The organism is Winogradskyella costae, assembly GCF_013403865.1.
GTDB lineage: Bacteria > Bacteroidota > Bacteroidia > Flavobacteriales > Flavobacteriaceae > Winogradskyella > Winogradskyella costae.
The window spans coordinates 1-25,939 of the sequence record NZ_JABFDK010000010.1; the positions used below are offsets into that span (position 1 = coordinate 1).

General features: G+C 34.6%; 17 protein-coding genes and 5 tRNA genes. 2 read left to right on the forward strand and 20 right to left on the reverse strand.

Going from position 1 to position 25,939, the window contains the following annotated elements:
* Positions 1–6,111, reverse strand: a 6,111-nt coding sequence (locus HM986_RS15740; RefSeq protein WP_449441499.1) for a DUF7507 domain-containing protein, incomplete at its 3' end; no start/stop codon positions are given.
* A 359-nt stretch (positions 6,112–6,470) separates the two neighbouring features.
* On the opposite strand from HM986_RS15740, the gene HM986_RS15745 reads away from it, so the two are divergent.
* Both HM986_RS15745 and HM986_RS15750 read left to right on the forward strand, forming a co-directional pair.
* Entirely contained in the window at positions 6,471–8,060 is a 1,590-nt protein-coding gene (locus HM986_RS15745; protein WP_179336033.1) for a peptide chain release factor 3, read from the forward strand.
* A 139-nt stretch (positions 8,061–8,199) separates the two neighbouring features.
* A complete protein-coding gene (locus HM986_RS15750; protein ID WP_179336034.1) occupies positions 8,200–8,430 on the forward strand; it encodes a (4Fe-4S)-binding protein in 231 nt (76 codons plus the stop codon).
* A 193-nt stretch (positions 8,431–8,623) separates the two neighbouring features.
* On the opposite strand, the gene HM986_RS15755 is transcribed toward HM986_RS15750, so the two are convergent.
* The 19 genes from HM986_RS15755 to HM986_RS15845 all read right to left on the reverse strand — a co-directional run bounded on the left by HM986_RS15755 (position 8,624) and on the right by HM986_RS15845 (position 25,933).
* Positions 8,624–8,947: a DUF3467 domain-containing protein gene (locus HM986_RS15755; protein WP_020896672.1), complete on the reverse strand. Its 324-nt coding sequence runs from the start codon at positions 8,945–8,947 to the stop codon at positions 8,624–8,626.
* Positions 8,948–9,130: 183 nt separating this feature from the next.
* Positions 9,131–13,432, reverse strand: coding sequence for a DNA-directed RNA polymerase subunit beta' (gene rpoC / locus HM986_RS15760; RefSeq protein WP_179336035.1), 4,302 nt, complete (start codon positions 13,430–13,432; stop codon positions 9,131–9,133).
* Between the two features lie 44 nt (positions 13,433–13,476).
* Positions 13,477–17,289, reverse strand: a complete 3,813-nt coding sequence (gene rpoB / locus HM986_RS15765; RefSeq protein ID WP_179336036.1) for a DNA-directed RNA polymerase subunit beta — start codon at positions 17,287–17,289, stop codon at positions 13,477–13,479.
* Between the two features lie 122 nt (positions 17,290–17,411).
* A complete protein-coding gene (gene rplL / locus HM986_RS15770; protein ID WP_020896669.1) occupies positions 17,412–17,783 on the reverse strand; it encodes a 50S ribosomal protein L7/L12 in 372 nt (123 codons plus the stop codon).
* Positions 17,784–17,842: 59 nt separating this feature from the next.
* A complete protein-coding gene (gene rplJ, locus HM986_RS15775) occupies positions 17,843–18,364 on the reverse strand; it encodes a 50S ribosomal protein L10 (RefSeq protein WP_020896668.1) in 522 nt (173 codons plus the stop codon).
* Between the two features lie 19 nt (positions 18,365–18,383).
* Positions 18,384–19,073, reverse strand: a complete 690-nt coding sequence (gene rplA, locus HM986_RS15780; protein WP_020896667.1) for a 50S ribosomal protein L1 — start codon at positions 19,071–19,073, stop codon at positions 18,384–18,386.
* Positions 19,074–19,083: 10 nt separating this feature from the next.
* On the reverse strand, positions 19,084–19,524 hold the full coding sequence (gene rplK / locus HM986_RS15785; RefSeq protein WP_020896666.1) for a 50S ribosomal protein L11: 441 nt from the start codon (positions 19,522–19,524) through the stop codon (positions 19,084–19,086).
* Positions 19,525–19,590: 66 nt separating this feature from the next.
* The gene (nusG, locus tag HM986_RS15790; protein WP_092469059.1) at positions 19,591–20,136 is read right to left on the reverse strand and encodes a transcription termination/antitermination protein NusG; all 546 of its coding nucleotides are present in this window, start codon (positions 20,134–20,136) and stop codon (positions 19,591–19,593) included.
* Between the two features lie 20 nt (positions 20,137–20,156).
* Positions 20,157–20,351, reverse strand: a complete 195-nt coding sequence (gene secE / locus HM986_RS15795; protein WP_179336037.1) for a preprotein translocase subunit SecE — start codon at positions 20,349–20,351, stop codon at positions 20,157–20,159.
* 52 nt (positions 20,352–20,403) lie between these two features.
* Positions 20,404–20,476, reverse strand: a tRNA-Trp gene (locus tag HM986_RS15800).
* A gap of 63 nt (positions 20,477–20,539) precedes the next feature.
* Entirely contained in the window at positions 20,540–21,727 is a 1,188-nt protein-coding gene (tuf, locus tag HM986_RS15805) for an elongation factor Tu (protein ID WP_179336038.1), read from the reverse strand.
* 70 nt (positions 21,728–21,797) lie between these two features.
* Positions 21,798–21,869: transfer RNA gene (locus HM986_RS15810), tRNA-Thr, on the reverse strand.
* A 71-nt stretch (positions 21,870–21,940) separates the two neighbouring features.
* Positions 21,941–22,013 (reverse strand) — tRNA-Gly (locus HM986_RS15815).
* Positions 22,014–22,151: 138 nt separating this feature from the next.
* A tRNA-Tyr gene (locus tag HM986_RS15820) sits at positions 22,152–22,233 on the reverse strand.
* A 66-nt stretch (positions 22,234–22,299) separates the two neighbouring features.
* Positions 22,300–22,373 (reverse strand) — tRNA-Thr (locus HM986_RS15825).
* 110 nt (positions 22,374–22,483) lie between these two features.
* Positions 22,484–22,786 carry a ribosome hibernation-promoting factor, HPF/YfiA family gene (gene hpf, locus HM986_RS15830; protein WP_092469053.1) on the reverse strand — a complete coding sequence of 101 codons (303 nt, stop codon included), beginning with the start codon at positions 22,784–22,786 and terminating at the stop codon, positions 22,484–22,486.
* Between the two features lie 73 nt (positions 22,787–22,859).
* A complete protein-coding gene (locus tag HM986_RS15835) occupies positions 22,860–23,750 on the reverse strand; it encodes a tyrosine-type recombinase/integrase (protein ID WP_179336039.1) in 891 nt (296 codons plus the stop codon).
* Positions 23,751–23,864: 114 nt separating this feature from the next.
* Positions 23,865–25,031, reverse strand: a complete 1,167-nt coding sequence (locus HM986_RS15840; RefSeq protein WP_179336040.1) for an acyl-CoA dehydrogenase family protein — start codon at positions 25,029–25,031, stop codon at positions 23,865–23,867.
* Between the two features lie 14 nt (positions 25,032–25,045).
* A complete protein-coding gene (locus HM986_RS15845) occupies positions 25,046–25,933 on the reverse strand; it encodes a ComEA family DNA-binding protein (protein WP_179336041.1) in 888 nt (295 codons plus the stop codon).
* Positions 25,934–25,939 lie beyond the last annotated feature (6 nt).

The window sequence follows — 25,939 nt, forward strand, 5'->3', positions numbered from 1 at the left end:
CCCTGTTGGTGAAGCATCAGTTGTGATGGCTACCGTTTTAGTTAAAGTTAATGCTGCATCTTGAACAATTGGTGTTATTGTTGGATCATTTGTTGGATCCGTATCTACATCTGGACCATCTACTGTTTCATCGCCATTATCACTCACATCACTTACATCATCTGTTCCACTTGGACTATCGCCTGTTGCGGTGGCACTGTTAGTGATTGATCCTAAATCTACATCGTCTTGATCAATTGTATAAGTTACTGTTGCTGTTCCTGTTGCACCTGGTACTAAACTTGATGGACTAATGGCCAATCCTGTTGTTCCTGTGAAAGCATCAGCAATAGTAATATTGTCTACCGTTACGTTTCCTGTGTTTGTTACGCTAAATGTATACGTTAATACATCCCCTAAACTTGTTCCTGTTGGTGAAGCATCAGTTGTGATGGCTACCGTTTTAGTTAAAGTTAATGCTGCATCTTGAACAATTGGTGTTACTGTTGGATCATTTGTTGGATCCGTATCTGCATCGGGACCATCTGCTAATTCATCACCATTATCACTCACATCACTTACATCATCTGTTCCACTTGGACTATCGCCTGTTGCGGTAGCACTGTTAGTGATTGATCCTAAATCTACATCGTCTTGATCAATTGTATAAGTTACTGTTGCTGTTCCTGTTGCACCTGGCACTAAACTTGATGGACTAATGGCCAATCCTGTTGTTCCTGTGAAAGCATCAGCAATAGTAATATTGTCTACCGTTACGTTTCCTGTGTTTGTTACGCTAAACGTATACGTTAATACATCTCCTAAACTTGTCCCTGTTGGTGAAGCATCAGTTGTGATAGCTACCGTTTTAGTTAAAGTTAATGCTGCATCTTGAACAATTGGTGTTACTGTTGGATCATTTGTTGGATCCGTATCTGCATCTGGACCATCTACTGTTTCATCGCCATTATCACTCACATCACTTACATCATCTGTTCCACTTGGACTATCGCCTGTTGCGGTGGCACTGTTAGTGATTGATCCTAAATCTACATCGTCTTGATCAATCGTATAAGTTACTGTTGCTGTTCCTGTTGCACCTGGTACTAAACTTGATGGACTAATGGCCAATCCTGTTGTTCCTGTGAAAGCATCAGCAATAGTAATATTGTCTACCGTTACGTTTCCTGTGTTTGTTACGCTAAACGTATACGTTAATACATCTCCTAAACTTGTCCCTGCTGGTGAAGCATCAGTTGTGATAGCTACCGTTTTAGTTAAAGTTAATGCTGCATCTTGAACAATTGGTGTTATTGTTGGATCATTTGTTGGATCCGTATCTGCATCGGGACCATCTGCTAATTCATCACCATTATCACTCACATCACTTACATCATCTGTTCCACTTGGACTATCGCCTGTTGCGGTAGCACTGTTAGTGATTGATCCTAAATCTACATCATCTTGATCAATCGTATAAGTTACTGTTGCTGTTCCTGTTGCACCTGGTACTAAACTTGATGGACTAATGGCCAATCCTGTTGTTCCTGTGAAAGCATCAGCAATAGTAATATTGTCTACCGTTACGTTTCCTGTGTTTGTTACACTAAATGTATACGTTAATACATCGCCTAAACTTGTCCCTGTTGGTGAAGCATCAGTTGTGATGGCTACCGTTTTAGTTAAAGTTAATGCTGGTGTTTGATCTAAATCAGTTCGTGTTGGATCGTCTGTTGTATCTGTTCCTGAATCAGGACCATCTACTGTTTCATTATCTGTAATTGAATCACCATCAGCATCAATATCTGTATCTGAAACGTCTGAAATATCATCAGTTCCACTTGGGCTATCTCCTGTTGCGCTTGCACTATTTTCCACAAAACCAGCATCAATATTTGTTTGTGTAATAGTCTGCTCTGCAGTTACCGTTACACTAACACCTGGTGCTAAACTTGCAATCGGACTTCCTACAATACTTCCTGAATCTGCATTTATATCAGCAACATCAATATCTGTTATCGTTGAATTACCAGTATTAGTAACGACTATATTATAACTAATGACATCATCTAAATCGCCAGATGCACCTTCTGAAGATACATTACTAATAGTTTTAGTTAAAGTTAATTCTACTGAACAAGCAAATGAATTATTAGCATCAATTACAGCAGAATTGGTACCTGTAGAATAATCTACACCTGTTTCTGTAACTAAACCATTTGCTGGATTTACCGTAGCTGGATCTGAATCACCAAACTGTCCTCCGTCTGAACCAGATGCAGTTGCGCTTACATAAGCCTCATTAGCATCTGTACAGCCATCTCCATCGCTATCCGTGTTTTGAAAATCGTAGCTACCATCAGTTAACGTATCGATAGGTGTTGTTATTTCTGCATCATCATCTGCACCATTATTAGTTGAATCACTAAAATCTGCATCATTAGCATCTATTACTCCATCGTTATTAGTGTCTAATGCCGTGTTCCCTGCTTCATCTACATCATATATTCCATCGTTATCTGAATCTAAATCTAAATAATCTGGAATACCATCATTATCAGTGTCTAAATCACAATCTGGTCCGAAAGTAGCATCAGAAAAATCTACACCTATAAATTCTCTAGCATAATCATGATCTATACCATCATTATTTAAAGTTCCTGTAATTGTAATAGATGTAATCCCATCTGGCAAAGTAATTTCAAAATCAAAATCATTAATCCAATTTGTTCCTTCCAAATTAGGACTCGTAGCCTCATAAAGTTCACCATTATCATCCAATACAAATTGGTAGCCATTCGTTAAAACTGAATCTGAAAACACAGGTGTAATGCTTGTTGAAGAAGGATCATAAATATTTGGCTGACTTCCATTTCTTGGGTTATTATCAACAACGAATCCTGTAGCACCAACATTACCACCAGTCCAATTTATAGTCCAAATTATAACATCTGAATTTTTCGTACGATCAGTTGGTAAACTTACTTTTATTCCTGATACACCTGAATTGAATGTTTCTGTTGAATAAAAAGTATCACCTGTTACTGCTGAATTAATTAAATAACCAATTTCTAAAAAATTCCCATTATGTATATTTAATTCAGAAGGTATATAATCTCCCCCTGAAGCTATTGTATTATCTATTATGTTACCTAATGCGTCTGTTAAAATAAAATCGGGATTTGTACCCGTTAGAGTAAGTCCTGGAGTTGTTGAGAACCCACATTCAACAGCATCAATAATACCATCATTATCACTGTCTATGTCCGTAGAATCACCAATTAAATCTCCGTCTGTATCTTGCTCTACAGTAATTGTTACCGTAGCTATTGAACAAATAGAAACTCCATTTGAATCATTACAAACTTCATAAATAACGGTTACTACAGAACCTACCTCACTTAATAAAGGTGTATATGTTAATATACCTGTATCTGAATCGAAAGTAATTGCTCCACCAGCAGTACCTGTAGTTGTATCTGTAATAGTTGTTGTCCCAATATTATTAATATCTATATTATCTAAATAATCATCATTACCTAAAATATTTATATAGCTCGGTCCATTAAGACCGATAAAAGCTGAGTCATCTAAAGCTGTTGGTATATTGGTATTTGGATCGGACGAATTTGGATTACCATCGCCATCATCGTCATCATTACATGCTGATGAATTTAAATTGTCAGTTACGTTAGCATTGGTACCAAGTGCATAATTAACACCTGTCTCTGTAACTAAACCATTTGCAGGATTTACACTTGCAGGATCTACAGAAAATTGGCCATCATCTCCGCCATCAGCAGATGAAATCCCGTAAGCCTCATTAGCATCTGTACAGCCATCTCCATCACTATCCGTATTTTGAAAATCGTAACTATCATCAGTTAACGTATCAATAGGTGTTGTTATTTCTGCATCATCATCAGCACCATTATTATCTGAATCACTAAAATCTATATCATTAGCATCTATTACTCCATCATTATTAGTATCTAATGCCGTGTTCCCTGCTTCATCTACATCATATATTCCATCGTTATCTGAATCTAAATCTAAATAATCAGGAATACCATCATTATCAGTGTCATTATCACAAACTGTTAAAGATGAAGAAAAAGTTACATTATCTAAAGCAAAATATTCTATATCTAAACAATTACCATCATGACCGCTGCCAATATTTTCAACACGAATACTTATCTCATTTAAATCGTTTAAAACATTAGTCAAATCTTCTAATGTTCCAGAAAAAGAAGCATCATCAATATTTATCAAAATTGAATTCCATATCCCGTTTTCCCAATTATTAAGTTCTGCAGAAGTCAGTAATCTTGTTGCATTAACAAAATTCCCTGCTGTATCATAAAAATACACGTTAACAGCAGATTTAGATCCAGTTGTTAACCAACCAGGATCTCCCGTATAACCAGCTCTGTAATTGTAATGATCATAAGAAAATGTTCCACCTATTAAACCACCATAATTTAGACCTCCTAAATCTGACTTTCTTAAATATGTTAATCCTGTATCGATATCAGCATCTACAGCGTAATCAGTTGCATCAGGACTTAATCCTGCAATATTAGTATTTGCTAAACCTGTAATATCAATGGTACAACTGTGGTTCCCTGTAAATGTTGAAGTTGAATTAGATATAGGATTTGATGCAATTTTACTTAAATCATTATCATTTAGTGAATACCAGCCAGCTGTACCGGTATTAAAAGTGAATTTAGCATCACAAGAGTTCTCAACGATATCAAGAATTCCGTCATTATCGTTATCAATATCAGAAGAATCAAATATACCATCACAATCAATATCATTTTCAGAAATACTAATAGAATTATTACTAGTACTAGTATCATCTTGTAACATGTTACTAATACTATTAGTATATGCAATTGGTAAAGATAAAGTTGAGACTGATACATTTACAGTCAAAACAACACTTTCACCAGCTTCTAAGCCAGATACACTCCATAAATTTGTTGTACTATTATAACTTGCAACAGCTATACCAGAAGAAAACACAGCACTACTACTAACATAATTAAGTCCTGATTCAATGGGCATATCAACATCAAAACCATTACTATCAATACCACTATTATTATAAACTGTAGTTACAAAATCTAAAGAATTAGTAGAGCACAAATCTGAAGGTGTCTCTATTTTAGAAGTAATAGCTAGATCAACTGGACTAAAACTAAGCGTATTTTTATTAAATGCTGTAAAAGCAATATCAGTATTTCCTGATGTATTATGTATAAATTTAGTTGCTTGAGATAAGTTATCTGTAGTAATTCCGAAATCATTAAGCTCAAAAGTTAATAATCTTAAATCTCTATATGTATTAATTCCATTATTAAATGTACCTGAAACAGCACCTGTACTTGTATCAACTTCATAAATAGTCCAATCCATTCCTCCAACAATAGGAACGCCTCCAAAACCAACACTAACTGCGTTTCCGACTGTATTACCTAAATCATCAACAAATTTAAAAACATCACTTCCTGATGGAGCACCAGTCTGTGTCGCTATTAAATCAGGTATACCATCATTAACACCCGATACAGCATTAATAAGTAAGTTATCATAAACAAAATCCTGAGCTTGTATATTAAAAAAGTTAGTTCCTAGTTCTAGTCCGCTAATTCCATCTCGAATAAAAAAACTAGGAATAATAGGATCGAATGTTTTAATATAATCTGAAGCAGAATTATTTTGTGGGTTACCATCCCAATTATAAGCAACACCAATTAATTCTTCACTAGTATAAGTTATATTTCCAGGTACAGGAAAAGCTGTAAATTCAAGAGCTGTAAAAGCTACACTATTAACAGTTAAAATAGAATTATCAACCCCAGTAGAATAAGTTACTCCATTTGAAGTAAAACCAATTAAATTATTTGAACCATCTGAAGTTATTGGCGTAGTAGTAGAAGACATAAAATACCCTCCTTGATCTCCATAGATAGCTGTGACATCTTGTTGAGCATTGATTACTAAACTAAAAAGAAAAAAGAAACTTAAAATGAGAATTTTTGAATGAGAATCAAAAACTTTATTTAAATAAAGATTAACTATAGTGTTTTTTGAACACCAGAATAGAGTAAAGATTTTCATATAGTATATAGTTGAAGTATAATTCAGTTTTACATCACTCAATAAGCAATGCTTTATATCGATAAAACGGTAAACATATCCGATAAAATGCAAATACGCAAATATATTGATACGATTATTCATTAAAAATAATCATCTCAGCTAGTGAGAATAAAGGAATCAAGAGGTAAATTTGTAACTTGCGTTACTGTAACAGACTAATTTTTAATAAAATAACACAAAAACTACACTATTTTATTTTATGTTAATTTTAACAAAAAAAAATATTATTTTTTTTTATTTTCTTCGCTTACAACTTAATTATTTTACGTTTTCTATATTTATACACCTATATTTGCACTCGATTTTTAAAACTATTTATGAGCTTTTTAGAGGAGATTAATAGAAGGAGAACATTTGGGATTATCTCTCACCCTGATGCAGGAAAGACAACTTTAACAGAAAAACTACTTTTATTTGGTGGTGCTATACAAGAAGCAGGTGCCGTAAAAAGTAATAAAATAAAAAAAGGAGCTACAAGTGACTTTATGGAAATTGAGCGTCAGCGTGGTATTTCTGTAGCAACATCTGTTTTAGCATTTGAATATAACGGGATAAAAATCAATATTTTAGATACACCTGGTCATAAAGATTTTGCTGAGGACACCTTTAGAACTTTAACTGCTGTAGATAGCGTTATTGTTGTAATTGATGTAGCAAAAGGTGTTGAGGAGCAAACTGAAAAGTTAGTAGAAGTTTGTAGAATGCGTAATATCCCGATGATTGTTTTTATCAATAAAATGGATAGAGAAGGTAAAGATGCCTTTGATCTATTAGATGAAATTGAACAAAAGCTTGGATTAAAAGTTGTGCCTTTAAGTTTTCCTATCGGAATGGGTTATGACTTTAAAGGGATCTACAACATCTGGGAAAAAAACATCAATCTATTTTCTGGAGATAATCGAAAAGATATTGAAGAAACTATCGAAATTTCAGATTTGTCCTCACCAGAATTGGATAAACTCGTAGGTGAAAAAGCAGCCAATACATTAAGAGAAGAAATAGAGTTAGTAGATGGCATTTATCCCCATTTTAATAAAGAAGATTATTTAAGTGGTAAGCAACAACCTGTTTTCTTTGGTTCTGCTTTAAACAATTTTGGAGTAAGAGAACTCTTAGATTGTTTTGTTGATATAGCACCCAAACCTAGATCAAAAAATAGTGAAGAGCGTTTAGTTAAACCAGAAGAAGCGCAATTTAGTGGATTCGTTTTTAAGATTCATGCAAACATGGATCCTAATCACAGAAACCGATTAGCATTCATAAAGATTGTTTCTGGTGAATTTAAGCGTAATACTCCCTATTTGCATGTAAGACATAATAAGAAAATGAAGTTCTCTAGTCCTAACGCCTTTTTTGCTGAAAAAAAAGAAATAGTTGATATTTCTTACCCTGGTGATATAGTTGGATTACAGGACACCGGAAGTTTTAAAATTGGAGATACACTAACGGAAGGAGAAATATTAAATTATAAAGGTGTGCCAAGCTTCTCACCAGAACACTTTAGGTACATTAACAATGCGGATCCCATGAAAGCCAAACAACTGTATAAAGGTATAGATCAGTTAATGGATGAAGGGGTTGCGCAATTATTCACTTTAGATTTAAACGGTCGAAAAGTAATTGGTACAGTTGGTGCTTTACAATATGAAGTTATTCAATACCGATTAGAGCATGAATATGGAGCTAAATGTACTTATGAGAACTTAAATGTACATAAAGCATGTTGGGTTGAAACTAAAGATAAAAAAAGCGAAGAATTTAAAGAGTTCTTACGTGTAAAACAGCGTTTCTTAGCTAAAGACAAACAAAATCAGCTTGTGTTTTTAGCTGATTCCATGTTTTCTTTACAAATGACACAGCAAAAATACCCAAGTATCATATTTCACATGACATCAGAATTTGAATAGAATTAGTAGCAACGTCTGCATAAAATGTTAAAACAATACACATTTTATCGAAGATTATTGTTTTTATATTTTGTTTCAATTAGGTTTGCTAACTATTTACAGCTTAAAACTAGGATTACCCCAAACTAATCTACTTATTATGGATAATAACGAAAACGTTTTCACTAACCGGGAGATAACTGTTACTTACGCACCTCGATGTTGTGTTAATGCAGGATTATGTGCAAACCAACTCTCAAATGTATTTAGAAGTTCTGTAATTCCTTGGATAGATTTAGAGGGTGCTCAAACTGATGTTATTATTAAACAGATAAACAAATGCCCGTCTGGTGCTTTAAAATATCACTTGAATAAAAAGGAAGTAGCTTAGACTTCAAAAATTAAATAAAAAAAACCTTTGAATGTTAAATTCAAAGGTTTTTCTGTTTAAAATACAACTCTATTTAAAACCGAAGCTTCACCAATTGGACCGATAGTCAACGGTGTTGATGGTTATAGTTGATGGTTATAATTAATCATTTCTCGACCACTCTAAAGTCATATATTAAATACAATCCTCTCAATTAAGCTTGACCAGTTGGGCCGAAATTCAACGGAATTGGGGGTTGTTCGTAATCTTTAATTTCACCATGTGCCTTTTCAAAGCGTGTTACATTTTCGCCTAATGCTTTTAATAATCGCTTGGCGTGTTGAGGCGTTAAGATAATCCGAGACTTTACTTTGCTTTTTGGTGTCCCTGGCATTATACTTACAAAATCTACCACAAATTCTGATACCGAGTGATTAATTATTGCCAAGTTAGAGTATGTCCCTTCTGCTATTTTCTCATCTAGCTCAATATTAATTTGTCCTTTTTTATTATTAGGATTGTTTTTTTCGTCTGCCATTATAAATTTATTTTATGCTTTCAAATGGTTGAAAACTTGTTTTTATTTTAATTAAATCAAAAAGCCTTCATGCAAATAAATGCTTGAAGGCCTTTTTGTTATTTAGATTTCTAGCGCAATCTTTGATTAATTATTCAAAATTAATGAATTTCTTAACGTCAGATTTCGTAGGAAAGACAAATACTAGTTGAAGTTCATTTCTTCTTTAGCCTTCATCATTTCATTAAACTCTTCTCTAGAACCTACAATGATGTTTTCGTATTCTCTAACACCTGTACCTGCTGGTATTCTATGACCAACAATTACATTTTCTTTAAGTCCTTCAAGTGAATCAACTTTACCATTTACCGCTGCTTCGTTAAGAACCTTAGTCGTTTCCTGGAACGATGCCGCAGATATAAACGACTTAGTTTGTAATGACGCTCTAGTAATACCTTGTAATATTGGAGTTGCAGTCGCAGAACTAGCATCTCTAGCGGTTACTAGATTTTTATCTTCTCTACGTAAGCTTGAGTTTTCGTCTCTTAAATCTCTAACTGTTACGATTTGACCAGATTTTAAATTCACAGAATCACCAGCATCTTCAACCACTTTCATTCCGAAAATTTTATCATTTTCTTCAATGAAGTCAGATTTATGAACCAATTGGTTTTCTAAGAAAATAGTATCACCAGAATCAATGATTCTAACTTTACGCATCATTTGTCTTACAACAACTTCGAAGTGCTTATCATTAATCTTCACACCTTGTAAACGATATACTTCTTGTACTTCATTAACTAAGTATTGTTGAACCGCAGATGGGCCTTTAATGTTAAGAATATCGTTTGGTGTTATAGAACCATCAGATAAAGGCATACCAGCTTTTACGTAATCATTTTCTTGAACAAGAATCTGGTTAGATAATTTAACTAAGTATTTCTTAACCTCACCTAATTTAGACTCAATAATGATTTCACGGTTACCACGCTTAATTTTACCGAACGAAACAACACCATCAATCTCACTTACAACAGCAGGATTAGAAGGGTTACGAGCTTCAAACAATTCTGTTACTCGAGGAAGACCACCTGTAATATCACCCGCTTTTGCAGATTTACGAGGTATCTTAACCAAAATCTTACCGATATCAATAGCGTCGCCATCATCAATCATAATGTGTGCGCCAACTGGTAAGTTGTATGAACGGATGGTTTCACCTTTCTTATCTACAATTAATAAGGTTGGGATTAACTTCTTGTTTCTAGATTCAGAAATTACTTTCTCTTGGAAACCTGTTTGTTCATCAATCTCTACTTGGTAAGTGATACCTTGTTCGATGTTTTCATACTTCACTTGACCAGCAAATTCAGATATAATTACACCGTTATATGGATCCCAAGAACAAACAACATCATCTTTCTTCAGTTTATCACCTGGTTTCACATAAATAAATGAACCGTAAGGAATATTATTTGTACTTAAAACAATTCCTGTTTTAGCATCCATTAACTTCAATTCTGAGGTTCTAGAGATTACTACATCAACCTCCTTACCTTCATTATCTTTAGACTTAACAGTTTTTAAATCTTCAATTTCTGCGATACCATCAAACTTAACAGTTAACTTATTATCTTCAGAAATGTTACCTGCAATACCACCTACGTGGAATGTACGTAATGTTAACTGTGTACCTGGTTCACCAATAGATTGGGCAGCAACTACACCTACAGCTTCACCTCTTTGTACTAATTTCCCAGTAGCAAGGTTACGTCCATAACATTTAACACAAATACCTTTCTTAGCTTCACAAGTTAACGGAGAACGCACTTCTATAGAATCTAATGGAGAGTTTCCAATTTTCTTAGCTATTGCATCATTAATATGACCGCCTGCTTCTACTAATAATTCTTCGGTTAATGGGTTATATACATCATTAAGAGAAGTTCTACCAACGATTCTATTTTCTAAGCTTTCAACGATTTCTTCATTTTTCTTAAGAGCAGAAACTTCAATTCCTCTTAATGTACCACAATCCTCTTCGTAAACGATTACATCTTGTGACACATCTACCAAACGACGTGTTAAGTAACCTGCATCGGCAGTTTTAAGAGCCGTATCCGCAAGTCCTTTACGTGCACCGTGTGTAGAAATAAAGTATTCTAAAATAGAAAGTCCTTCCTTAAAGTTAGAAAGAATTGGATTTTCAATAATTTCACCACCACCTGCATTAGATTTCTTAGGCTTAGCCATTAATCCACGCATACCTGTTAACTGACGAATCTGTTCTTTAGAACCCCTTGCACCAGAATCAAGCATCATAAACACCGAGTTAAATCCTTGTTGATCTTCACGAATACGCTTCATTGACAATTCAGTCAATTCAGCATTTGTAGACGTCCAGATATCAATAACTTGGTTATAACGTTCGTTGTTAGTAATAAGTCCCATGTTATAGTTACCCATAATACCATCAACCTGCTTGTTAGCAGCATCAATCATACCTTGCTTCTCCTTTGGAATAATAATATCACCTAAACTAAATGATAATCCACCTTGGAATGCAAACTTATAACCTTGAGTTTTAATAGCATCCAAGAAATCAGCTGTTTCAGGTACACTTGTCTTTTTAAGAATACCGTGAATAATTTCTCTTAAGGATTTCTTCGTTAAAACCTCATTTATATAACCAGCAGCTTCAGGTACATGTTCATTAAATAATACACGACCAACTGTAGTTTCAATAATTTGAGTAGTTAACTCTCCTTCGTCATTAAAGTCTTTTGTTCTTACTTTAATACCAGCATTTAAGTCAACTTTTCTCTCATTATAAGCAATATTTACTTCTTCTGGAGAATAGAACGTTAAACCTTCACCTTTTACAGTATAAGTTTCATCCGTTACACGCAGCTTAGTCATATAATATAAACCAAGTACCATATCCTGAGAAGGTACAGTTACTGGCGAACCATTTGCAGGGTTCAATATATTATGTGAAGCCAACATTAAAAGTTGACATTCTAAAATAGCTTCTGGCCCTAATGGTAAATGCACAGCCATCTGGTCACCATCGAAATCGGCATTAAATGCAGTACACACTAATGGGTGTAATTGAATTGCTTTACCTTCAATAAGTTTCGGTTGGAATGCTTGTATACCAAGTCTGTGTAACGTAGGAGCACGGTTTAAAAGAACTGGATGTCCTTTTAAAACATTCTCTAAGATATCCCAAACTACAGGCTCTTTTCTATCTATAATTTTCTTCGCAGATTTTACAGTTTTTACAATTCCTCTTTCAATTAGTTTTCTAATAACAAAAGGCTTGTAAAGCTCAGCAGCCATATCTTTTGGTAAACCACATTCGAATAATCTCAATTCTGGTCCAACAACAATTACAGAACGTGCTGAATAATCCACACGCTTACCAAGTAAGTTTTGACGGAAACGTCCTTGCTTACCTTTAAGTGAATCTGATAATGATTTTAATGGTCTGTTAGAATCTGTTTTTACTGCAGATGATTTACGTGTGTTATCAAACAATGAATCTACTGATTCTTGTAACATACGTTTTTCATTACGTAAAATAACTTCTGGTGCTTTTATCTCAACTAATCTCTTAAGACGGTTGTTACGGATAATGACACGACGGTATAAATCATTTAAATCTGAAGTCGCAAAACGACCACCATCTAAAGGCACTAAAGGTCTTAATTCTGGTGGAATTACAGGAACAGCCTTCATGATCATCCATTCTGGTCTGTTTTCTCTGTTTAAGTTCGAATCTCTAAACGCTTCAACAACTTGTAAACGTTTTAAAGCTTCTGTTTTACGTTGCTTAGATGTTTCATTATTAGCTTTATGTCTTAAATCGTAAGATAATTGATCTAAATCAATACGCGCTAATAAATCGATAAGACACTCAGCACCCATCTTAGCGATGAATTTGTTAGGATCTGTATCGTCTAAGTATTGGTTTTCTTTTTGAAGAGATTCTAAAATATTTAGATATTCTTCTTCAGTTAAGAAATCCATTTTTTGAACTGGTTCTCCTTCTGCATTAATGGCAATACCTGGTTGAATAACCACGTAACGCTCATAATAGATAATCATATCTAATTTCTTAGATGGTAATCCAAGAAGGTAACCTATTTTATTTGGTAACGAACGGAAGTACCAGATATGCGCAACAGGTACCACTAAATTAATGTGCCCTACTCTATCTCTACGTACTTTCTTTTCTGTTACTTCTACACCACAACGGTCACAAACAATACCTTTGTAACGGATTCTTTTATATTTACCACAAGCACATTCAAAATCCTTCACAGGACCAAAAATACGCTCACAGAACAAACCATCTCTTTCTGGTTTGTGTGTTCGATAATTAATAGTTTCTGGCTTTAATACCTCACCACGAGACGCTCCTAAAACAGACTCAGGTGACGCTAAACCAATAGAAATTTTGTTAAATTTCTGCACTGTATTTTTATCTTGTCTTCTTGCCATGTTATTTTTTGTTATGTATGGGCAACTCGAAAGTTGCCCTTACATTATTCTTCTAATCTAATATCTAATCCTAAACCTTTCAATTCGTGCATAAGTACGTTGAACGATTCTGGAAGTCCTGGTTCTGGCATTGGCTCTCCCTTAACGATTGCTTCGTAAGTTTTAGCTCTACCAATAACATCATCTGATTTTACAGTAAGGATCTCACGTAGTGTGCTTGATGCTCCATATGCCTCAAGTGCCCATACTTCCATCTCACCAAAACGTTGACCACCAAATTGTGCTTTACCACCTAATGGTTGTTGTGTAATTAATGAGTATGGTCCTATTGAACGTGCGTGCATTTTATCATCAATCATGTGACCAAGTTTAATCATATAAATCACACCAACTGTTGCTGGTTGATCAAAACGATCACCTGTTCCACCATCATAAAGATATGTATGTCCAAATCTTGGAATACCAGCTTCATCTGTGTAAGCATTAATTTGATCTAAAGTAGCACCATCAAAAATTGGAGTCGCATACTTTTTACCTAAATCTTTACCTGCCCAACCTAAAACGGTTTCATATATCTGACCAATATTCATACGAGACGGTACACCAAGTGGATTTAATACAATATCAACAGGAGTTCCATCTTCTAAGAATGGCATATCTTCTTGACGAACGATACGAGCAACAATACCTTTGTTACCGTGACGACCTGCCATTTTATCACCAACTTTTAGTTTACGTTTTTTAGCAATATAAACTTTAGCTAACTTAATGATACCTGCAGGTAATTCATCTCCAACAGAGATTGTAAACTTCTCACGTCTTAAAGAGCCTTGAAGATCATTTTCCTTAATCTTATAGTTATGGATTAAATCTGCAACAAGTTCATTTGTATGATCATCAGTAGTCCATTTTCCTGATGTTAAGTGCGTATAATCATCTACAGCATTTAACATTTTTAATGTATACTTCTTACCTTTAGGAATAATTTCTTCTCCTAAATCATTATAGATACCTTGAGCTGTTTTACCATTAACGATGTTGAATAATTTATCAACAAGAACATTTTTAAGATCATCGAATCTATTATCGTAAGCATCTTCTAGCTTTTCGATATCTTCTTTATCTTGTGCTCTCTTACGTTTATCTTTAACGGCTCTAGCAAATAATTTTTTATCAATAACAACACCATGAAGCGATGGAGACGCTTTTAAAGAAGCATCTTTAACATCACCTGCTTTATCACCGAAGATTGCTCTTAAAAGTTTTTCTTCAGGTGTAGGATCTGACTCCCCTTTAGGCGTAATTTTACCGATTAAGATATCACCTGGTTTGATTTCCGCACCAATGCGAATCATACCATTTTCATCTAAATCTTTGGTTGCTTCTTCAGAAACATTAGGAATATCATTAGTTAACTCTTCGTTACCTAATTTTGTATCTCTAACCTCTAAAGAATATTCATCAATATGGATAGATGTAAAAACATCTTCTCTAACAACTTTTTCTGAAATTACAATAGCATCCTCAAAGTTATACCCTTTCCAAGGCATAAAGGCCACTTTCATATTTCTACCAAGTGCTAATTCTCCATTTTCAGTAGCATAACCTTCACAAAGTACTTGTCCTTTTTCAACTTTATCACCTTTCTCAACGATTGGCTTTAAGTTAATAGACGTCCCTTGATTCGTTTTTCTGAATTTCACTAATGGATACGTTTTAGTATCACTCTCAAAGCTAACCATTGCAGCTTCTTCAGTGCGTTCGTATCTAATAGTAACTTTTTGAGCATCTACATACTCTACAGTACCAGCTCCTTCCGCATTAATTAATACTCTTGAATCTGACGCTACTTGACGCTCTAAACCAGTACCTACAATTGGTGCTTCAGGACGTAATAATGGTACAGCCTGACGCATCATGTTAGACCCCATCAATGCACGGTTGGCATCATCATGTTCCAAGAACGGAATTAATGACGCTGAAATCGATGCAATTTGGTTTGGTGCAACATCGGTATAGTTAACACTTGTTGGCTCAATAACAGGAAAATCTCCTTCTTGACGAGAAATAATTTTATCTGCTAATATCTTTCCATCTTCATCAACTTTAATCGTTGCCTGAGCAATCAACATATCCTCTTCCTCTTCTGCACTTAAGTATATAGGAGTATTCTTAATATCTACAACACCATTGTCAACTTTACGATATGGAGTTTCAATGAATCCCATAGCATTCACTTTCGCGAAACAAGATAAAGAAGAAATTAAACCAATGTTTGGTCCTTCTGGTGTTTCAATAGGACATAAACGACCGTAGTGTGTATAGTGAACATCACGTACTTCGAAACCGGCTCTTTCTCTAGATAAACCACCTGGTCCTAATGCTGAAAGACGACGCTTATGCGTAATCTCTGCAAGAGGATTCGTTTGATCCATAAATTGAGATAACTGATTTGTTCCAAAGAAAGAATTAATTACAGACGATAAAGTCTTCGCATTAATTAAATCAATAGGAGTAAACACTTCATTATCACGAACGTTCATACGTTCACGAATAGTACGTGCCATACGTGCTAAACCAACACCAAACTGAGAAGATAATTGTTCACCTACTGTACGTACACGACGGTTAGATAAGTGATCGATATCATCAATCTCTGCTTTTGAGTTGATAAGTTCAATTAAATATTTTATAATAGTTATGATATCTAATTTGGTCAAAACTTGTTTGTCCATTCCAATATCTAACTGTAATTTCTTGTTCATTCTATAACGACCTACTTCACCTAATGAGTAACGTTGGTCAGAGAAGAATAATTTGTCAATAATACCACGTGCAGTCTCTTCATCTGGCGGCTCAGCATTACGCAGTTGACGGTAAATGTGTTCAACAGCTTCTTTTTCAGAGTTTGTTGGATCCTTCTGTAATGTATTATGAATAATTGCGTAATCTCCTTGTTGCGCGCTTTCTTTATGTAAAAGAATCGTTTTTACATCTGCTTCAAGAATTTCTTCAATATTGTCTTTGTCTATAATTGTATCACGATCTAATACAATTTCGTTACGCTCAATAGATACAACTTCACCTGTATCTTCATCAACGAAATCTTCGTGCCATGTATTCAATACACGAGCAGCTAATTTACGACCGATAACTTTCTTTAATCCAGATTTTGAAACCTTTACTTCTTCAGCAAGGTCAAAAATCTCTAAAATATCTTTATCACGCTCAAAACCGATAGCACGGAAAAGCGTCGTAACTGGTAATTTTTTCTTTCTATCAATGTAAGCATACATTACTTGATTGATATCTGTGGCAAATTCTATCCAAGATCCTTTAAAAGGAATAACTCTAGCAGAATATAATTTTGTTCCATTAGCATGGAAAGACTGGCTAAAGAATACACCAGGTGATCTATGCAATTGAGAAACTACAACACGCTCTGCACCATTAATACAAAATGTACCGCTTGGAGTCATGTATGGAATAGTACCTAAATATACATCTTGAACGATTGTTTCGAAATCCTCATGCTCTGGATCCGTACAATACAATTTCAATCTTGCTTTTAAAGGCACACTGTATGTTAATCCTCTTTCAATACATTCTTCTATAGAATATCTAGGTGGATCGATAAAGTAATCTAAAAATTCTAGTACGAATTGATTACGCGTGTCTGTGATTGGGAAGTTCTCCATGAAGGTATTGTATAAACCTTCTGTACCTCTTTCTTCTGACTTTGTTTCTAATTGGAAAAAATCCTGGAAGGATTTAATTTGGATATCCAAAAAGTCTGGGTAATCTGTCCTATTTACAATAGAAGAGAAATTAATTCTTTCAGCCTTTTTTGCTAACATTGATGAACGAGATTTTATTAAAATAAAAACTAAAAAATGTATATAACGTTTATATACACAAAAGGGTTTAGGTCTTAGAGTACGACTCCAGACCTAAACCTTGTAGTGTTAAATGAGTAAGCTTACTTAAGCTCAACTTCAGCTCCAGCCTCTTCTAATTGAGATTTTAAAGCTTCTGCTTCGTCTTTTGTTACACCTTCCTTAATTGGGCTTGGTGCATCATCAACTAATCCTTTAGCTTCTTTTAAACCTAAACCAGTTAATTCTTTAACTAATTTTACAACAGCTAACTTAGAAGCACCTGCTGCTTTTAAGATAACATCAAATTCAGTTTGCTCTTCAGCAGCTTCTGCACCTGCAGCTGGACCAGCCATAGCTACTGCAGCAGCAGCAGGCTCGATACCGTACTCATCTTTTAATATTGTTGCTAATTCGTTAACTTCTTTTACTGTTAAGTTAACTAATTGTTCTGCGAAATCTTTTAAATCTGCCATTTTTCTATTGTTTAATAATGTGTGTTATAATATAATTTTCTATGTGTGTAATTCTAAAATTATCCTTCTCTTTCGGATAATGTTTTAACGATCCCTGCAATAGTTCCTCCACTTGATTTAAGTGCTGAGATAACGTTCTTAGCAGGAGACTGTAATAAGCCTACTATTTCGCCAATAAGTTCTTCTCTAGACTTAATATCAACTAAAGTATCTAATAAATCGTCGCCAATGTAAACCGTCTCCTCAATAAATGCTCCTTTTAATAAAGGCTTTTCAGATTTTTTACGGAATTCCTTGATTACTTTGGCTGGACCGTTACCTGTTTCAGAATACATTACTGATGTATTTCCTTTTAAAGTTGTAGGTAAGTCACCGAATTCTCTATCCGACGCTTCCATAGCTTTCTCTAAAAGTGTATTCTTTACAACTGCTAATTTGATGTTAGCTTTGAAACATGCTCTTCTTAAGTTTGAAGTTGCTACAGCATTTAATCCCGAAATATCTGTTAAATAGATATTTGAATTATCTGCTAATTGAGCAGTCAACTCTTCAATTACTTGGGATTTTTCTTCTCTTGTCATAATATTCTAAGTTTAACTACTATCCTATTTTTGTATCAACTGCTATACTTGGGCTCATAGTACTAGACATATAAATGCTCTTTACATAAACACCCTTTGAAGCGGTTGGCTTTAATTTCATAATTGTAGATAATAATTCTTGAGCATTCCCAATAATTTTATCAGTATCAAACGATGCTTTCCCTATTGGTGCATGTACGATACCTGTTTTATCTACTTTAAAATCTATCTTACCAGCTTTTACTTCTGCAACTGCTTTAGCTACATCCATAGTTACTGTTCCTGTCTTAGGGTTAGGCATAAGACCTCTTGGTCCTAATACTCTACCTAATGGTCCTAACTTACCCATAATGCTTGGCATAGTAACGATAACGTCAACATCTGTCCAACCATCTTTAATTTTCTGTAAGTATTCATCTAACCCAACATAATCCGCGCCAGCTGCTTTAGCCTCTTCTTCTTTATCTGGAGTTACAAGTGCAAGAACCTTCATATCTTTACCTGTACCGTGTGGTAATGAAACTACACCACGAACCATTTGATTGGCTTTACGCGGATCTACACCTAATCTGATTGCTAAATCAATAGAAGCATCAAACTTTGTGTATGTAATTTCTTTTAGTAAAGCTGAAGCTTCTTCTAAAGAGTAAATCTTGTTATTATCAACCTTTGCTCTTGCTTCTTTTTGCTTCTTTGTTAATCTTGCCATTTCTAAAAATTTAGTTTGGAGCTTCTCCTCCTTTAACAGTGATACCCATCGATCTTGCTGTACCGGCAACCATTTTCATAGCTGATCCGATTTCAAAGGCATTTAAATCTACCATCTTGTCTTCAGCAATCGCTTTTACTTGATCCCAAGTTACTTTTGCTACTTTACGTCGGTTTGGTTCTCCTGATCCTTTCTTTACTTTGGCCGCTTCTAATAATTGTACTGCTGCTGGTGGTGTCTTGATTACAAAGTCAAATGATTTGTCTTTGTAAACAGAGATTGCCACAGGTAAAACTTTACCTTGTTTATCTTGTGTTCTAGCATTAAACTGCTTACAGAACTCCATGATATTAACTCCAGCGGCACCTAAAGCGGGTCCTACCGGTGGCGATGGATTCGCAGCACCTCCCCGAACTTGTAGCTTAACTACTTTGTCTATTTCTTTTGCCATTTCTTAATGTTTATTACGCTTATCTATATTGGAAGCATAGATAATACGCTCTTTATGTAACAATTATTAAACTTTTTCTACTTGCATATAGCTTAACTCTAATGGCGTTTTTCTTCCAAAAATCTTAACCATCACTTCAAGCTTACGCTTTTCTTCATTAATTTTCTCGATCGTACCATCAAAACCATTGAATGGACCATCGATAACTTTAACAGTTTCACCTTTTGTAAACGGAATTGCTACATTAGCATCTGCTTCTACAGACAATTCATCCACTTTACCTAACATTCTGTTTACTTCAGACTGTCTTAACGGCACAGGATCACCTCCTTTTGTTTCACCTAAGAAACCGATGACATTTGTAATCGATTTAATAATGTGAGGAATTTCACCACTTAAATTGGCTTGAACCATAATGTAACCTGGAAAATAAACCTTCTCTTTGTTTATTTTTTTTCCGTTACGTATTTGAATTACTTTTTCGGTTGGGACTAAAACTTGATCAACAAAATCTTCTAAACCTAATCTTGAAATTTCATTTTCAATATAAGTTTTAATTTTGTTTTCTTGACCGCTTACCGCTCTAACAACATACCATTTTTTATCAGACATACTCTCTTCTTGTATAATTGTTAGTGAATCATTTCAAAATAAGCTTTTACTGCTCTACTAAAAACAGTATCAACTCCCCAAATGGCTAATGAAAAAATAATTGAAAACACAGCAACAATCACTGCTAATTTTTGAGCTTCTGGCCATGGTGTCCAAGACACGTTGTTCTTTAACTCTCCAAACGATTCCTTTATATATGTTATTAATCCTGCCATTTGATTATTACGTTTATTAAGGATTAAAAAAATAATCCATTTATACTTTTTGCACGGGTTGAGAGACTCGAACTCACGACACCTGGTTTTGGAGACCAGTGCTCTACCAACTGAGCTAAACCCGTAAACAATAATCAAGGCGTCCCGAATTATCGAGACACCTTAATTAAATATTTTAACTATATAGATTAGTCTAAAATCTCAGTAACCTGTCCAGCACCAACTGTTCTACCACCTTCACGGATAGCGAAACGTAAACCTACGTTCATTGCAATTGGTTGAATCAACTCAACAGTAATTGTTAAGTTATCTCCTGGCATTACCATTTCAACTCCATCAGGAAGCATAATGTTTCCAGTTACGTCAGTTGTACGAACGTAAAACTGTGGACGGTAGTTATTATGGAATGGTGTATGACGACCACCTTCTTCTTTCTTAAGAACGTAAACCTCAGCTTTAAATTTAGAGTGTGGTGTTACAGAACCTGGCTTAGTAATTACCATACCTCTAGAGATTTGAGACTTCTCAATACCTCTTAATAGGATACCAGCATTATCACCAGCTTCACCTCTATCTAATATTTGACGGAACATTTCAATACCAGTTATAGTAGATGTTAATTTCTCAGCACCCATACCAATAATCTCAACAGGATCACCTGTGTTAGCTACACCAGTTTCAATACGACCAGTTGCAACAGTACCACGACCAGTAATAGAGAATACATCTTCGATTGGCATTAAGAAAGGCTTGTCCATATCACGAACTGGCTCTTCAATCCAAGCATCAACTTCTTTCATTAACTCTAATACAGTATCAACCCACTTTTGCTCACCGTTAAGTGCACCTAAAGCAGAACCTGCTACTACAGGACCATTATCACCATCATATTCGTAGAATGATAATAAATCTCTGATTTCCATTTCAACTAACTCTAATAACTCTTCATCATCAACCATATCCACTTTATTCATGAATACAACCATACGAGGAATACCTACCTGACGACCAAGTAAGATATGCTCACGAGTTTGTGGCATAGGACCATCAGTTGCAGCAACAACTAAAATAGCACCATCCATTTGAGCAGCACCAGTAACCATGTTCTTTACGTAATCCGCGTGACCTGGACAGTCAACGTGCGCGTAGTGACGATTTAAAGTTGCATATTCTACGTGTGAAGTATTAATTGTAATACCTCTTTCTTTTTCTTCTGGTGCATTATCAATTTGATCAAATGATCTTGCTTCAGAATAACCTGCATCAGCTAATACTTTAGTAATAGCAGCAGTTAAAGTTGTTTTACCGTGATCTACGTGTCCAATAGTACCTATGTTTAAGTGCGGTTTTGAACGATCGAAAGTTGCCTTTGCCATGTTTAATTTATTTTAATCTTATTATATTATTAGTGTTCAATTGTTATTCTAAATGTATCTTAGAAAAAAGAGCCAATGACGAGAATTGAACTCGTGACCTCTTCCTTACCAAGGAAACGCTCTACCCCTGAGCTACACCGGCATTTCATTTACGATTACCGATTGGTTAGATTTACGAAGTGAAAATCACGCGTCTTAATTCGCAAATTTTAGAGCGAGAGACCGGGTTCGAACCGGCGACATTCAGCTTGGAAGGCTGACGCTCTACCAACTGAGCTACTCTCGCATTTCTTAATTAATCTTACTTAATTAATGGTTTTCAATATTTCAACATTAATCACTTCACTATACGTGTTGATTAACCCTCAACCTTTAGCTTTTTCAAAAACCAACCTTTGATTAACTAACTGTAAAAAATATTTTGTGGGGAGAGCAGGATTCGAACCTGCGAAGACGTAGTCAGCAGATTTACAGTCTGCCCTCGTTGGCCGCTTGAGTATCTCCCCAAAACTTAATATCAATATTTCAAAAAACATTAAGTGTTCGTTTAATTAAAAACCAAACTCTTAAAGAGCCGATGGAGGGACTCGAACCCACGACCTGCTGATTACAAATCAGCTGCTCTAGCCAGCTGAGCTACATCGGCTTTTTTTACTTTTTCATCTTCTAAAAGAGAGTATAAAAAAGTCCGCTATTTCTAACGGACTGCAAATGTAAGACTTTATTTTACTATTCAAAACATTTTTTAAAAAAAATTTAACTATGCGCCCTTAATTTTTCTTTTCGCTTTTTAATTTGCCTTCCTAATGAGGCAATTGCGGCATCTGCACCTTCTTCAAAAGATTTACATTGTTTCTTTACTACGAAGCTATCTCCTGGTACACTTAGCTTAACTTCAAAGATTTTATTCTCTTTATCGCTTGTATTTTCAACTTTCAGATATACATCTGACTGAATAATTTTATCATAGAACATATCTAGTTTGTCCATTCGTTTCTGAATAAACTCTATTAACTTGCTATCTGCTGTGAAATTTACGGATTGGGTGTTTACTTTCATTTAGTTTATTTTTAATTAAACATTAGCGTTAGATGGTTTTATCTAACACGGATTTGTATAAATTAAGCTAGGCTTAACTTTGATTTCTTGGATGTGCCTTAGTATGAACTTTTTTTAATTCGGCAATACTATTATGCGTATAGACTTGCGTTGCTGCCAAACTAGTATGTCCAAGAAGTTCCTTTATTGCGTTTAAATCTGCACCTTTATTTAGTAAGTGCGTTGCAAACGAATGTCTTAATACATGAGGGCTGCATTTTGCTTTCGTAGACGCCATACTAAAATACTTATTTATTATTCTGTAAACAAGCTTTTCGTAAATTTTAAGACCTTTTTTAGTTAAAAACAAAGCCTCCCTATCTTCTATATTAGTCAATTCGCTTCTATAACTTAAATAACGTTTTAATGATATAGTTATGGAACCGATCAAAGGAATATAACGCTCTTTGTTGCGTTTACCGACTACTTTTATCTGATCATTGCCATTATTGATATCTGACAACTTTAGGTCTACAAGTTCTATACGTCTAATTCCGGTGGCATAAAATAATTCAATAATTAAGTGATTTCTCGCGCTTTCAAAATCATCGATAATAATAGTGTCTTCTAACACCAATTTTAATTCTTGTTCTGAAAATGGCAGCTGAACCTTCTTCCCGACTTTTAAGGCTTTATGTTTTTTTAGAGGATTGACATCAATATCTTCCGTTTTTAGTAAGAATTTATAATAACTATTTAGCGATGATATTTTTCTATTAATCGTTCGATTAGAAATTTTGCGATCTACGAGCTCTACAATCCACTGCCTTAATTCAGAATACCCTACCTGAGATACATTTTCTGAATCGTGATGCTTATTCAAAAAATCTTGAAAATTATCAATATCTCTTGCATAAGCTAATACAGTATGCTTAGAGTATGCTTTTTCTAATAATAAATAATCTGAAAACGATTGTAGACTCATTAAACTTGTTTGATGAATTTTAAATATAACTATTAACTTCAACTAATATTGAGTATGTGCAAAAAAAATCCTGCCGATTAGCAGGATTTAGATTTATACATTCTGAATATTCTATTAAGTAGAAGGCTTATAATCCTTGTTGTCGATTACCATCTTAGCGATGATTTCTTTTAATATTTCTGATGTGCCACCACCTATTGGCCCTAATCGACTATCTCTAGACATTCTTGCGAGTGGATAATCTTCCATATAGCCATAACCTCCTAAAAATTGAAGACATTGGTAAATAACATCATCCGCCATCTTTGTTGATTGTAATTTAGACATCGTTGCTTCTTTTACCACATAGTCTCCCATGTCTAGACGTTTTGCGACATAATAGTTAAATTGTTTGCAAATTTCCATTTGCGTTTCACAATCGGCATATGTATGTCTTAAGGCCTGAAACTTATCTATAGTCCGTCCAAAAGCTGTTCTTTCAGACATATATTGTTTTGCATATTCCAATGCATATTGTGCTCTTGCATGAGAATTAATTCCCATAATTAATCTTTCTAAGGCAAAATGCTGCATTATATAAGGAAAGCCTAAATTTTCTTCTCCCATTAAGTTAGATGTTGGGATTACGACATTATCAAACGCAATTTCTCCTGTATCTGAAGCTCTCCAGCCTAATTTATCTAATTTGGTTGCAGATATACCAGGCGTATCTCTATCCATCACAAAAATACTAATCCCTTTATTTCCTAATTCAGGACTAGTTTTAGCTGCAACGACTAAATAATCGCTATAAACACCATTTGTAATAAAGGTTTTAGAACCGTTAATAACATAAGTATCTCCTTTCTTAACAGCTGTTGTGCGCATACCCGCCACATCACTTCCGCCAAAAGGTTCCGTAATACAGAGACAACCTATAGCATCACCTAACGCACTTGGTGTAAGATACTTTTCTTTTTGCTCGTGATTTCCTTCTTTATTTAAATGGGTCATCGCCAAATACGCATGTGCCCACATTGCTGCTGCAAAACCACCGGAGTTAATGCGTTGCATTTCTTCAAGAAAAATCACTGTGTAAAATAAATCTAAATCGAGTCCACCATAAGCTTCTGGCGTAGCAAGTCCAAAATACCCCATATCCCCAAACTTCTTCCAAATGAAACGCTCTATATGACCTGTCTCTTCCCACTTATCAATATGCGGTACCACTTCTTTTTGTAAGAAACTCCTGAGACTTTCTCGGAATAAATTGTGTTCTTCTGTGAAATATAAATTAGACATAAATTAGTGTTTATTTAGAGGTGCAAATATAACTTAATTATCTCGATTTTTTTAACAGGAAAATCTTCAACTTTTGATAATTCTTCTAAAGAATTAAAGCCATCCCTTAGTGTTCGCTCTTCAATAATATTATTAGCAACTTCGTAGTCTATATATTGAATGGTTACTAATTCATCTCTAGTTGCAGTATTGATATTAAAGGTTTGGATTGTTCTTGGTGTTTTAACCGTGAAGTCATTTTGAATACGTTCAATCACCTCTGGAGATAAACCATAAACTTCACTTAACTGCACATCTGCAATAAAACCACCGTTAAATTTATTACGATACGTAATAATGCGCTCTGATAACTTCTCACCCACTCCATAAACTTTCTTTAATTGCGTTTCTGTAGCTGTATTTAAGTCTGTTTTTTGAGTATACGACTTTGGTTTTGTAGTATTTGGATACGAATTATTAAAACTTTGAGATTTTGGTTTTGGATTGGTAACCCACTCTGGAAACTTAAAATATGGAGATATAGTTTTTAAGAAAGAATCTGAAACTTTAGTAACGTCTTGAAACTGCTTGACTGAATTTACCCATTGATTTGTTTCTCTAAACTTATGAAGCCTATCAATTTCTTCATTGGTCATACCTAATGAATACCCTTTATAATCTGTAATATAATTTGGATTGAAAGGATATATTTTCGGTTTATTATTCTCTATTTCAACTAAACGAAGGGAATCTAATTCGCTTTTAAAAGCCTTTAACTGATTGTTTTTTTTAGATAGTTCTTTATTTGAGATAGAAAAAATATTAGGTGCCAACCAATATACACATTGACCAATGAGCACAATTGCTAATAAAGACAAAATCCCATTCCGTTGTTGATTAGAAAACTGGAAATGGGATTTCATATGAGA

What these genes read in the sequence shown, in the direction of transcription:
- HM986_RS15745 (WP_179336033.1), top strand. Translation starts at nt 6,471, where the DNA reads ATGAGCTTTTTAGAGGAGATTAATAGAAGGAGAACATTTGGGATTATC.
- hpf (WP_092469053.1), bottom strand. Translation starts at nt 22,786, where the DNA reads ATGAAAGTAAACACCCAATCCGTAAATTTCACAGCAGATAGCAAGTTA.
- HM986_RS15840 (WP_179336040.1), bottom strand. Translation starts at nt 25,031, where the DNA reads ATGTCTAATTTATATTTCACAGAAGAACACAATTTATTCCGAGAAAGT.
- rpoC (WP_179336035.1), bottom strand. Translation starts at nt 13,432, where the DNA reads ATGGCAAGAAGACAAGATAAAAATACAGTGCAGAAATTTAACAAAATT.
- secE (WP_179336037.1), bottom strand. Translation starts at nt 20,351, where the DNA reads ATGGCAGGATTAATAACATATATAAAGGAATCGTTTGGAGAGTTAAAG.
- rplK (WP_020896666.1), bottom strand. Translation starts at nt 19,524, where the DNA reads ATGGCAAAAGAAATAGACAAAGTAGTTAAGCTACAAGTTCGGGGAGGT.
- HM986_RS15845 (WP_179336041.1), bottom strand. Translation starts at nt 25,933, where the DNA reads ATGAAATCCCATTTCCAGTTTTCTAATCAACAACGGAATGGGATTTTG.
- HM986_RS15755 (WP_020896672.1), bottom strand. Translation starts at nt 8,947, where the DNA reads ATGGCAGACGAAAAAAACAATCCTAATAATAAAAAAGGACAAATTAAT.
- rplA (WP_020896667.1), bottom strand. Translation starts at nt 19,073, where the DNA reads ATGGCAAGATTAACAAAGAAGCAAAAAGAAGCAAGAGCAAAGGTTGAT.
- rpoB (WP_179336036.1), bottom strand. Translation starts at nt 17,289, where the DNA reads ATGTTAGCAAAAAAGGCTGAAAGAATTAATTTCTCTTCTATTGTAAAT.
- rplL (WP_020896669.1), bottom strand. Translation starts at nt 17,783, where the DNA reads ATGGCAGATTTAAAAGATTTCGCAGAACAATTAGTTAACTTAACAGTA.
- nusG (WP_092469059.1), bottom strand. Translation starts at nt 20,136, where the DNA reads ATGTCTGATAAAAAATGGTATGTTGTTAGAGCGGTAAGCGGTCAAGAA.
- rplJ (WP_020896668.1), bottom strand. Translation starts at nt 18,364, where the DNA reads ATGACAAGAGAAGAAAAATCCCAAGTAATTGAAGAGTTGACTGCTCAA.
- HM986_RS15835 (WP_179336039.1), bottom strand. Translation starts at nt 23,750, where the DNA reads ATGAGTCTACAATCGTTTTCAGATTATTTATTATTAGAAAAAGCATAC.
- tuf (WP_179336038.1), bottom strand. Translation starts at nt 21,727, where the DNA reads ATGGCAAAGGCAACTTTCGATCGTTCAAAACCGCACTTAAACATAGGT.
- HM986_RS15750 (WP_179336034.1), top strand. Translation starts at nt 8,200, where the DNA reads ATGGATAATAACGAAAACGTTTTCACTAACCGGGAGATAACTGTTACT.